Source organism: Pseudomonas sp. 58(2021), assembly GCF_017491585.1.
Lineage (GTDB): Bacteria > Pseudomonadota > Gammaproteobacteria > Pseudomonadales > Pseudomonadaceae > Aquipseudomonas > Aquipseudomonas fluorescens_BT.
In genome coordinates, this window is the sequence record NZ_JAFGYZ010000004.1 from 100,259 (window position 1) to 111,856 (window position 11,598).

The following is an 11,598-nucleotide window of genomic DNA, read 5'->3' on the forward strand; positions in this document are numbered from 1 at the left end:
AATTAGTGCGATTGGGCTTTGGCGCCGCCGAGACGGCTGCGCAGCATGCCAATGATCATCGGCACCAGCGACAGCAGGATGATGCCGACCACCAGCAGCGACAGGTTCTTCTTGATGAACGGCACGTTGCCGAAGAAGTAACCCAGCGTTACGAGACCGCCGACCCACAGGACGGTACCGAACACGCTGAAGCCGAAGAAGCGCGGGTAAGGCATCTTCGCGACACCGGCGACGAACGGGGCAAAGGTGCGGATGATCGGCAGGAAGCGCGCCAGGGTCACGGTTTTGCCGCCGTGCTTGTCATAGAAGTCGTGGGTCTGTTGCAGATAGTCGCGACGGAAGATCTTCGAATTCGGATTGCTGAACAGCTTCTCGCCGGCGGTTCGTCCGATCACGTAGTTGGTGCTGTCTCCGAGGATTGCCGCCAGCATCAACAGACCGGCCAGCAGTACCGGGTCCATGCCGCCGCCTGCAGCGACTGCCCCGGCGATGAACAGCAACGAATCACCCGGCAGGAACGGTGTGACCACCAGGCCGGTTTCGCAAAAAATGACCAGAAACAGGATGGCGTAGATCCAGGTCCCATAGTTGTTCACCAGCATGTCGAGGTAGACGTCGAGATGCAGGATGATATCGATCGGGTTGAAATCCATGTGGGCACCTGTGGTGATGGCCCGACTCGGCAGGCCTGTGCGGATGATTCGGTGTAAGCCTACAAGCGGTTGTAGTTTTTCTTACAAGCCGGAAAGCACAGGATTATACGATCTGACAGGTGAAAAGCGCGTTGGTTTTGTAGCGGGGCGTTTCGAGGGCGGAGTGAGGTGCAGGCCTTTGTGGCGAGGGTGTTGCACCTTCTTCACAAAGGCCTGCATCCACACTGTTAGAAAAAATCAGAGTTCGTCGCTGATCGGCAGCACGTAGTTCTTGAACTCGGTGTCTTCCTTGAATCCGATGGATTCGTAGGTTTTTTGCGCCACTTCGTTGTCGCTGCTGGTGGAAACGCGCATGCGCACAGCCTGGGTTTCCTTGGCCATGCGCTTGGCGGTGCGGATCAGGTTGTCGGCGACCAGTTGACGGCGGGCATCTTCGGCGACGTAGATGTCATTGAGGATCCACACCCGCTTGAGCGACAGTGAGGAAAAGCTCGGGTAGAGCTGGCAGAAACCCATCAGCTTCTTGTCGTCGTCATCGGCCAAGGCCAGGTAAATCACCGATTCCTTGCGCCGCAGGCGTTTTTCGAGGAATGCCCGGGACGAGTCCGGATAGGGCAGGGAACCGTAGAACTCGCGATATTTGACGAACAGCGGGGCCAGCAGGTCCAGGTGTTCGAGGGTCGCTTGAATAATCCGCATGATAGGTCTCGTCTTCAAGTGGCTGTCTTCAACTGCTCTGACGGCGATGGGAAACCCGGGCGGCCGTGCATCGATCCTGCCTGAAACCGGCGCAGAAACGCAATGCGGAAACGGTTCAGGCGGGGGGCGGATCGAGCAGGAAATTACTCTTCATGTCTGCACCGGCTTCCGATTCCAGCGTCTGCACCTGCGCCTCGTCCTTCAGATTGACGCCCGACAGCTGTCGCCGACAGGCTTCGCGCATCAGGTACAGCAAGCGATGCGCCGCCATGCCGTAACTGAGCCCTTCCAGCCGCACATTGGAGATGCAGTTGCGGTAAGCATCCGTGAGGCCGATCTTTGGATTGTAGGTGAAATATAAACCCAGGCTGTCCGGTGAGCTGAGGCCGGGGCGCTCTCCAATCAGCATCACGACCATTTTCGCGCCCAGCAACTGGCCGATTTCATCGCCAATCGCCACTCGGCCCTGTTCCACCAGCACTACCGGCGCTGTCGACCATTCGTCGGCGCTCATCTGTTCTTCCAGACGGGTGAGAAACGGCAGGGTATGCCGATGCACCGCCAGCGCCGAGAGACCATCAGCCACCACGATCACCAGATCCACCCCGCCCGGATGCGCCAGCGCGTATTCGCGCAGGGCTTGCGCCGATTGATCGCTCAACTTGCGCCCCAGATCCGGGCGTTGCAGGTAACTGTTGCGATCCACCGCCGCGCTGTGCAGCAGCAGGCTGTCGCGCTGGCGCCCGGTCAGTTGGGCGCGGAGCCCGGCGTGATCGAACGGCAAATGCACCGCGTCCCGCGCCTGGGCGTGGGCGTACTGGAAATCCAGTTGCGCATGGGTCGGCAGGCTGGTGCCGGTGCGGCCAAGGGCTATGCGCGCCGGGGTCAGACGACGCAGCTCCAGCCACGGGTTTTGTGGATCGACGGGCGGTTTTTCCATCTGACTCATCCCAGTTGCGCCAACGCCTGGCGAAACGCCGGCGGCAGGTTGTTGCCGAAGCGGACCTTGCCGTCCGCCTGGGTGAAGATGCCCATGTTCGCCAGCCACTGTTCGAACTCCGGCGCCGGTTTCAGGCCCAGGGTCTGGCGGGCGTAGAGGGCGTCGTGGAACGAGGTGGTCTGGTAGTTGAGCATGATGTCGTCGGAGCCGGGGATGCCCATGATGAAGTTGATCCCCGCCACGCCCAACAGGGTCAGCAGGGTGTCCATGTCATCCTGGTCGGCTTCGGCGTGGTTGGTGTAGCAGATGTCGCAACCCATCGGCACGCCGAGCAACTTGCCGCAGAAGTGGTCTTCGAGGCCGGCGCGGATGATCTGTTTGCCGTTGTAGAGGTATTCCGGGCCGATGAAGCCTACGACGGTGTTCACCAGAAACGGCTTGAAATGCCGCGCCACGGCATAGGCCCGGGTCTCGCAGGTCTGTTGATCGACGCCGTGGTGGGCGTTGGCCGACAGTGCGCTGCCCTGGCCGGTTTCGAAATACATCAGGTTCTGCCCGAGTGTGCCGCGATTGAGGCTCAGGCCCGCTTCATAACCCTCCTGCAAGATGTTGAGGTTGATACCGAAACTGGCATTGGCCGCTTCGGTGCCGGCAATCGACTGGAACACCAGATCCAGCGGCACGCCACGATTGATTGCTTCTATAGAGGTGGTGACGTGGGTCAGCACACAGGCCTGGGTCGGAATGTCGTAGCGCTGGATGATTGCGTCGAGCATTTCCAGCATCGCGCAGATCGAGGCGATGCTGTCGGTGGCCGGGTTGATGCCGATCATGGCGTCGCCGTTGCCGTACAACAGACCGTCGAGAATGCTCGCGGCGATGCCGGACGGCTCGTCGGTCGGGTGATTGGGTTGCAGCCTTGTGGATAACCGTCCGCGCAGGCCAAGGGTGCCGCGAAACTTCGTGACGACGCGGATCTTCTGCGCTACCAGCACCAGATCCTGCACGCGCATGATCTTCGACACGGCGGCGACCATTTCCGGCGTCAGGCCGGGGGCGAGGGCGCGCAGGCTGGACTCGTCGGCCGCTTCGCTGAGCAGCCAGTCGCGAAAACCACCGACGGTAAGGTGGCTGACCACGGCGAAAGCCTGTTTGTCGTGGCTGTCGATGATCAGCCGGGTGACTTCATCGGACTCGTAAGGAATCAGCGCTTCCTGCAGGAAATGCGTAAGCGGGATGTCGGCCAGCGCCATTTGCGCGGCGACCCGCTCGCCATCGTTGAGCGCAGCGACTCCAGCGAGGAAATCCCCGGAGCGCGCCGGGCTGGCCTTGGCCATCACATCCTTGAGGCTGTCGAAGCGGTAGGTCTGGGCGCCGACGGTATGGGCAAATGCGGCCATGGGGCGGTGTCCTCTTGATTCTGTGGATAACTCGATCCCACATTGGATCTTTATGCACTTCTATATAGCGGGCACCGGGCGAAACGCCCGGTGCCGGTGCAACTAGATACCTTCGAGCATAGCGTCTGCCGGTGCTTCGGAGCGTTGCTTGGCGGTCAGATGGAAGTACAGGTAACCGGCGGCCATGAACCCGAGGAACACACAACCGATCAGCGTGTTGAACCAAGCCATCGCCACCAGGCACACCAGCGCCAGAAACAACGCGATCCCCGGCACGATCGGATAACCCGGGGCGCGGAAGGTACGCTCAAGGTTCGGCTCGGTTTTGCGCAGTTTGAACAGGCTGAGCATGCTGATGATGTACATCACGATGGCGCCGAACACCGACATGGTGATCATCGCCGCCGTGAGGGTCATGCCTTGCAGATTGACCAGGCCGTCGCTGTAGATCGCAGCAATGCCGATCACGCCACCGGCCAGGATCGCCCGGTGAGGGGTCTGGAAACGCGAGAGTTTGGCCAGACTTTTCGGCAGGTAACCGGCCCGGGCCAGGGCAAAGAACTGCCGTGAGTAGCCCAGAATGATCCCGTGGAAACTCGCCACCAGCCCGAACAGACCGATCCACACCAGCATGTGCATCCACGTCGAGTTGTTGCCGACTACCGCTTTCATTGCCTGGGGCAGCGGATCGTTGATGTTCGCCAGTTGTCGCCAGTCGCCGACACCGCCGGCCATCACCATCACGCCGATGGCCAGGAACACCAGGGTCAGGATGCCGCTGACATAAGCCTTGGGAATCGTGCGTTTCGGGTCCTTGGCTTCCTCGGCCGCCATGGCTGCGCCTTCGATGGCGAGGAAAAACCAGATCGCGAAGGGAATGGCGGCGAAGATCCCGGGAATCGAGCCGAGGCTGAACTCGCTGGAGCCCGACCAGCCATTGAGCACGAAATTGCTGAAGCTGAAGCCCGGTGCAACGACGCCCATGAACACCAGCAATTCAGCAACGGCCAGCACGGTGACCACCAACTCAAACGTCGCGGCGATGCTGACGCCGAGGATGTTCAGGGTCATGAACACGAAATACGCGCCGACCGCCGCGACTTTCGGATCAAGCTCCGGGTATTGCACATTGAGATAGGCGCCGATGGCCATGGCGATGGCCGGCGGGGCGAACACGAATTCGATCAGCGTGGCGATCCCGGCGATCAACCCGCCTTTCTCGCCAAAGGCCCGGCGGCTGTAGGCAAACGGCCCGCCCGCGTGGGGAATCGCGGTGGTCAGTTCGGTGAAACTGAAGATGAAGCAGGTGTACATGGTCGCAACCATCAGGGCCGTGACCAGGAAACCCAGGGTTCCCGCCGTGCCCCAGCCGTAACTCCAGCCGAAGTATTCGCCGGAAATCACCAGGCCGACGGCGATGCCCCACAGATGCAGGGTGCCGAGTGTGGGTTTGAGCTGTGTGGTGGAAGTCATAAGTCCTCTCTGTCTTTTTTATTGTTCGATCTGTTGGACTTTCGGGTGCAGGGTTTGAGTGGATGGATGCTGTTCACGCAGCGGCGGTGTTCAGGCAAATCCTGAATGACGGGTACGCAAGGCCCGTGCCAGAGCGGCCAGGCTTCGTGTTGTGTCATTAAGGACGCCATCGCTGGCTTGCCAGCGATAGCAATTAAAAGGGCGACACCGATAGTTCGGTGTCGCCCGGTTTTTTAGAAGAAGCCCAGCGGATTGATGTCGTAGCTCACCAGCAGGTTTTTGGTCTGCTGGTAGTGGTCGAGCATCATCTTGTGGGTTTCACGGCCGACGCCGGACTTCTTGTACCCGCCGAACGCGGCATGCGCCGGGTAAAGGTGGTAGCAGTTGGTCCACACACGACCGGCCTTGATGGCGCGGCCCATGCGATAGGCGCGGTTGATGTCGCGGGTCCAGAGGCCGGCGCCGAGGCCGAACTCGGTGTCGTTGGCGATGGCCAGGGCTTCGGCTTCGTCCTTGAAGGTGGTGATGCTCACCACCGGGCCGAAGATTTCTTCCTGGAACACACGCATCTTGTTGGTGCCCTTGAGCAGGGTCGGCTGGATGTAATACCCGGTCGCCAGGCTGCCCTCGAGTTTTTCCACCTTGCCGCCGGTCAGCAACTCGGCACCTTCGCCCTTGGCGATTTCCAGGTACGACAGGATCTTGTCGAATTGCTGTTCGGACGCCTGGGCGCCGACCATGGTGTCGGTGTCGAGCGGGTCGCCACGTTTGATCTGGCTGACCTTCTTCATCACCGCTTCCATGAACTGCGGATAGATCGATTCCTGAACCAGTGCACGGGACGGGCAGGTGCAGACTTCGCCCTGGTTGAAGAACGCCAGCACCAGGCCTTCGGCGGCTTTTTCAATGAAGCTTGGCTCGGCCTGCATGATGTCTTCGAAGAAGATGTTCGGCGACTTGCCGCCCAGTTCCACGGTGGACGGAATGATGTTTTCGGCGGCGCACTTCATGATGTGCGAGCCGACCGGCGTCGAGCCGGTGAACGCGATCTTGGCGATGCGCTTGCTGGTGGCCAGGGCTTCGCCGGCTTCCTTGCCGAACCCTTGCACCACGTTGAGCACGCCCGGCGGCAGCAGGTCGCCGATCAGCTCCAGCAGCACACTGATACCCAGCGGGGTTTGCTCGGCAGGTTTGAGCACCACGCAGTTGCCGGCGGCCAGGGCCGGGGCGAGTTTCCACGCGGCCATCAGGATCGGGAAGTTCCACGGGATGATCTGGCCGACCACGCCCAGCGGTTCATGGATGTGATAAGCGACGGTATTGCCATCGATCTCGGCAGCGCTGCCTTCCTGGGCGCGCAGGCACCCGGCGAAATAGCGGAAGTGGTCGGCGGCCAGCGGGATGTCGGCGTTGAGGGTTTCGCGGATGGCTTTGCCGTTGTCCCAGGTTTCGGTGATCGCCAGGGTTTCGAGGTTCTGTTCGATGCGGTCGGCGATTTTCAGCAGAATCAGCGAGCGGGCCTGGGCGGAAGTGGAGCCCCAGGCATCGGCAGCGGCGTGGGCGGCGTCCAGGGCCTTTTCGATGTCTTCGGCCGTGGAGCGCGGGAATTCGGCAATCGGCTGGCCATTCACTGGCGAGGTATTGGTGAAGTACTGACCTTTGACAGGCGCGACGAACTCGCCGCCGATGTAGTTACCGTACTTGCTCTTGAACGAGACTTTGGCGCCTTCAGTACCGGGGTGGGCGTAACGCATGATGTTCTCCTTGGCTTTGTACTTATTAGAGAAACGCGCATGAGCGCTTGCCATAAGCGTAGAGCAAAGGGCGGGCCACTGCCGTGCAGGTCAGGCAAATCAAGGCCTTGCGAGGTTTGTGTCGGACAAGTGGCAAGCGTCTGTGACGGTATCGGTACAGCTTGAGTGACAGTTTGTACCGCTTCTGGCACAACCCGTGACCGGGCGGTCTTGCCAGCATTGCAAAGACCGGTGGGGTGGAGGATGCTGGGCACCACTTCACGCATGGGCCGATGAGCCTCGGGGAGAATAATAAGAAATGCACGACAACCATTTGAGTCGCCATGCCCAACAGGTTCTTACCGTCACCCAGGGCAAGCCGCACCTGCATGGCCCCGGTGCCGACCCGTCGATTGCCCGCTCGTGGCTGCGTTGTCTTGAGGACTATCACCTCGACCCGGCCCTGACCATGGCGCCGACCGTGCTCGAGCACGGACGCGTCCTCGAAAGCCGCGAACGGCTGCAGCAGGTGTTGCAGATCGCCGGCAACGAAATGAGCAGCCTGCATCAACAACTCTCCGGCGCCGGACACGCGGTGCTGCTGACCGATGCGCGCGGGGTGATCCTCAACTGCGTCACGGCTCCCGCCGAACGCAAGATCTTCGAACGCGCCGGCCTCTGGCTGGGTTCCGACTGGAGCGAGGCCTGCGAAGGCACCAACGGTATCGGCACTTGCCTGGTTGAACGTCAGGCTTTGACCATCCATCAGGACGAACACTTTCGCGGGCGCCACACCGGCCTGACTTGCTCGGCGAGCCCGGTGTTCGACCCCCACGGCGACTTGCTGGCGGTGCTCGACGTGTCCTCGGCGCGGCCGGACGTTTCGCGCCAGAGCCAGTTCCACACCATGGCGCTGGTCAATCTGTCGGCGAAGATGATCGAGAGCTGCTATTTCCTGCGCTGTTTCGATAATCAATGGTTGCTGCGTTTCCATCTCCAGGCCGAATCCGTCGGGCTGTTCAGCGAAGGGCTGCTGGCGTTTGACGGGGAAGGGCGGATCAGTGCGGTCAATCAGAGCGCATTGAATCTGCTGGGACACATTCGTGGTGGTTTGCTCGGTAAACCGGTGGAGGCGTTTTTCGATTGTTCGCTGGATGAGTTGCTGGGGCGCGCCAGTGCCCATGCCAGCGCAAGCTGGCCGCTGCGCACCCGAGACGGGCGGCATCTGTTTGCGGTGTTGCGCGCAGAAGCGCGCAAGCCGTCTCCCGTGCTGCCGAAACCGGCAGTTCCCGAGGCGCCGCGCCTGTCCGGCATTTGCCTGGGCGACGCCGGGCTGCAAGCGGCTTTTCGCAAGGCCCTGCGGGTGTTCGAGCGCGACGTGCCGCTGCTGATCAATGGCGAGACAGGCTCCGGCAAGGAAGCATTTGCCAAGGCTGTGCATCAGGCCAGTCAGCGTGCGAGCAAGGCTTTCGTTGCCCTCAACTGCGCAGCGATACCTGAAAGCCTGATCGAGAGCGAGTTGTTCGGCTATCGCGGCGGCAGTTTCACCGGTGCGCGCAAGGACGGCATGCGCGGCAAGCTGCAGCAGGCCGATGGCGGTACGTTGTTTCTCGATGAAATCGGCGACATGCCGCTGGCACTGCAAACCCGGCTGTTGCGAGTGCTGGAAGACCGGCAGGTGGTGCCGATCGGTGGCGAGCCCGAAGCGGTCAACGTGCGGATCATCAGTGCCACTCACCGCAATTTGCTGGAACGGGTTGGCGGCGGCAGTTTCCGGGAGGATTTGTATTACCGGCTCAACGGGCTGGAAGTGGCGCTGCCGCCGTTGCGCGAGCGCAGTGACAAGTCGCAGTTGCTGGATTTTCTGCTGGCCGAAGAGGCGGGCGGGGAAAGGATCCTGATTGACGAGCCGGCGCGCCGGGCTTTGCTCGGGTTCAACTGGCCGGGCAATGTGCGGCAGATGCGCAATGTGCTGCGCACACTGGCGGCGTTGTGCGATGAAGGGCGGATCGGGCTGGAGGACTTGCCGGCGATGCTCCGGCAGGTGCAGCCGCTGCTGGTCAACGTCGATGAAGCGTCGTCCGAACATCCACTGGAAGATGCCGAGCGGCTGGCGTTGCTCAATGCGCTGGAACACACGCGCTGGCACATGACCCACACGGCGCAACAGCTCGGCGTGAGCCGCAATACGCTCTATAGAAAGTTGCGCAAGCACGGGATTGCCCGAACCGCCTGAATACTCCTGCCGATCGCTCCCACGCTCTGCGTCCGCTTTTGGACGCAGAGCGTCCTGTGCTGCATTCCCACGCAGAGCGTGGGAACGATCATGTCGGGTGATCAGCTAAAGAGTGCGATTTCCCCCTCCCTGCGCTAACCTGCGGCCATGTTTTACGAGGTCGACTATGCACATTCATATTCTGGGTATCTGCGGGACTTTCATGGGCTCGATGGCGGTTCTGGCCAAAGAGCTGGGCCATCACGTGACCGGCTCCGATGCCAACGTCTATCCGCCGATGAGCACCCAGCTCGAAGCCCAGGGCATTCAGCTGACTCAGGGGTACGACCCGGCCCAGCTTGATCCGGCACCGGATCTGGTGGTGATCGGCAATGCCATGTCCCGCGGCAACCCGGCAGTGGAATATGTGCTGAACAAAGGCCTGCCGTATGTATCCGGCCCGCAGTGGCTGGCGGATCACGTGTTGCAAGGTCGCTGGGTGCTGGCGGTTGCCGGTACTCATGGCAAGACCACCACCAGCAGCATGCTCGCCTGGGTACTGGAGCATGCCGGCATGAGCCCGGGCTTCCTGATCGGTGGCGTTCCGCAGAACTTCTCGGTGTCGGCGCGTCTGGGCGGCACGCCGTTCTTCGTGATCGAGGCCGACGAATACGACAGCGCGTTCTTCGACAAGCGTTCGAAGTTCGTCCATTACCGTCCGCGCACGGCGATCCTCAATAACCTCGAGTTCGATCACGCTGACATCTTCCCTGACCTGCCGGCCATCGAGCGGCAGTTCCACCACTTGGTGCGGACCATTCCGAGCGAAGGCCTGGTGATCCACCCGACCACCGAGCCGGCCTTGCAGCGCGTGATCGAGATGGGCTGCTGGACCCCGGTGCAAACCACCGGTGCCGGCGGTCAGTGGCAGGTCAAATTGCTCAAAGACGACGGCTCGGCGTTCGAAGTGATGTTCGAGGGCGTGTCCCAAGGCGTCGTCGAGTGGGAGTTGACGGGGCAGCACAACGTCGCCAACGCTTTGGCCACTCTGGCCGCCGCGCGTCACGTCGGGGTTGTGCCGTCGATGGGTATTGCCGGTTTGAGTGCGTTCAAGAGCGTCAAACGCCGGATGGAAAAAGTCGCGGAAGTGCGCGGCATCACCATCTACGACGATTTCGCTCACCACCCGACCGCGATTGCCACCACCCTCGACGGTCTACGCAAACGCATTGGCGATGCGCCGCTGATCGCGATCATCGAACCGCGCTCCAACTCGATGAAGCTCGGCGCGCACCGTGACGGCCTGCCGGACAGCGTGGTCGATGCCGATCAAGTGATCTGGTACGCCCCGGCCAACCTCGGCTGGGATCTGGCAGGCACCGCCGCGTTGTGCACTGTGCCGTCGATCGTCAGCGATTCGCTGGAAGGCATCATCGAACGCGTCAAGAGCCAGGCCCAGCCCGGCACTCATGTAGTGATCATGAGCAACGGCGGCTTCGGCGGCCTGCACGGCAAACTCGCCGAGGCGCTGAAATGAACACTCGTCTGCAGAGCAATGGCCCTGAACGCATCACGCTGGCGATGACCGGCGCGTCCGGCGCCCAGTACGGCTTGCGCCTGCTGGATTGTCTGGTGCGCGAGGATCGCGAGGTGCATTTCCTGATCTCCAGGGCCGCGCAACTGGTCATGGCCACCGAGACCGATGTGTCGCTGCCGGCCAAGCCGCAGTTGATGCAGGCGTTCCTCACTGAATACACCGGTGCCGCTGCCGGGCAGATCCGCGTGTACGGCAAGGAAGACTGGATGTCGCCGGTGGCCTCGGGATCCGGGGCACCGGCGGCGATGGTGGTGGTGCCGTGCTCGACGGGTACGCTGTCGGCCATCGCCACCGGCGCCTGCAACAACCTGATCGAACGGGCAGCAGACGTGACGCTGAAGGAACGTCGCCAGTTGATTCTGGTGCCACGCGAAGCGCCGTATTCGAGCATTCATCTGGAGCACATGCTCAAGCTGTCGAACATGGGCGTGACCATCCTGCCGGCCTCGCCAGGTTTCTATCACCAGCCGCAGACCATCGATGACCTGATCGATTTCGTGGTGGCGCGGATTCTCAATCTGCTGGGCATTCCCCAGGACATGCTGCCGCGTTGGGGCGAACACCATCTGAGCAGCGATGAATAAGCTGCTGGCGATCCTGCTGATCTTGCAACTGACCGGCTGTGCCACGGCGCGCACGCTCGATGCCGCCAAGCCCGGCGCGCCGGTGGTGTATTCCGGCACCCGACTGGACTTGTACGCCATGAATGGTGGCTGTTGCGCGATGGATCGATTCGGCGCCGAAGCGCCGAGCTATCCCGCAGTGGATCTGCCGGCCAGCGCATTGCTCGATACGCTGCTGTTGCCGTTGTCGTTGCTGACGGTGCTGGGCGTAGGGTTTCAGGCCACTGGCGGGCTGTGAAAATCAATGGCTCGACCACGCAGGATC

The 11,598-nt window shown here is 61.6% G+C and carries 10 protein-coding genes; 4 read left to right on the forward strand and 6 right to left on the reverse strand.

What is annotated here, in order from left to right; all coding sequences use genetic code 11:
* Positions 1-2 precede the first annotated feature (2 nt).
* From J5M72_RS05905 to J5M72_RS05930, 6 genes are all read right to left on the reverse strand, one after another.
* Positions 3-653 (reverse strand): DedA family protein, encoded by a 651-nt coding sequence (locus J5M72_RS05905; RefSeq protein ID WP_169432086.1) that lies wholly within the window; start codon positions 651-653, stop codon positions 3-5.
* Positions 654-890: 237 nt separating this feature from the next.
* On the reverse strand, positions 891-1,352 hold the full coding sequence (locus J5M72_RS05910) for a GNAT family N-acetyltransferase (protein WP_207864615.1): 462 nt from the start codon (positions 1,350-1,352) through the stop codon (positions 891-893).
* Positions 1,353-1,467: 115 nt separating this feature from the next.
* Entirely contained in the window at positions 1,468-2,292 is an 825-nt protein-coding gene (eutC, locus tag J5M72_RS05915) for an ethanolamine ammonia-lyase subunit EutC (RefSeq protein WP_207864617.1), read from the reverse strand.
* Positions 2,293-2,297: 5 nt separating this feature from the next.
* Positions 2,298-3,692 (reverse strand): ethanolamine ammonia-lyase subunit EutB, encoded by a 1,395-nt coding sequence (locus tag J5M72_RS05920; protein WP_169432083.1) that lies wholly within the window; start codon positions 3,690-3,692, stop codon positions 2,298-2,300.
* A gap of 102 nt (positions 3,693-3,794) precedes the next feature.
* On the reverse strand, positions 3,795-5,165 hold the full coding sequence (gene eat, locus J5M72_RS05925) for an ethanolamine permease (protein WP_207864619.1): 1,371 nt from the start codon (positions 5,163-5,165) through the stop codon (positions 3,795-3,797).
* A gap of 233 nt (positions 5,166-5,398) precedes the next feature.
* Positions 5,399-6,919, reverse strand: coding sequence for an aldehyde dehydrogenase family protein (locus J5M72_RS05930; protein ID WP_134020938.1), 1,521 nt, complete (start codon positions 6,917-6,919; stop codon positions 5,399-5,401).
* A gap of 298 nt (positions 6,920-7,217) precedes the next feature.
* Here J5M72_RS05930 and J5M72_RS05935 point away from each other — a divergent pair, with 298 nt between their 5' ends.
* From J5M72_RS05935 to J5M72_RS05950, 4 genes are all read left to right on the forward strand, one after another.
* Positions 7,218-9,134, forward strand: coding sequence for a sigma-54-dependent Fis family transcriptional regulator (locus J5M72_RS05935; RefSeq protein ID WP_207864621.1), 1,917 nt, complete (start codon positions 7,218-7,220; stop codon positions 9,132-9,134).
* A gap of 166 nt (positions 9,135-9,300) precedes the next feature.
* Positions 9,301-10,650, forward strand: a complete 1,350-nt coding sequence (gene mpl / locus J5M72_RS05940) for a UDP-N-acetylmuramate:L-alanyl-gamma-D-glutamyl-meso-diaminopimelate ligase (protein WP_007958628.1) — start codon at positions 9,301-9,303, stop codon at positions 10,648-10,650.
* Positions 10,647-11,294, forward strand: a complete 648-nt coding sequence (ubiX, locus tag J5M72_RS05945) for a flavin prenyltransferase UbiX (RefSeq protein WP_207864623.1) — start codon at positions 10,647-10,649, stop codon at positions 11,292-11,294. Before mpl ends, ubiX begins: the two co-directional genes overlap by 4 nt.
* Complete coding sequence (locus tag J5M72_RS05950) at positions 11,287-11,571, forward strand: YceK/YidQ family lipoprotein (protein ID WP_169432080.1); 285 nt, start codon at positions 11,287-11,289, stop codon at positions 11,569-11,571. Before ubiX ends, J5M72_RS05950 begins: the two co-directional genes overlap by 8 nt.
* Positions 11,572-11,598 lie beyond the last annotated feature (27 nt).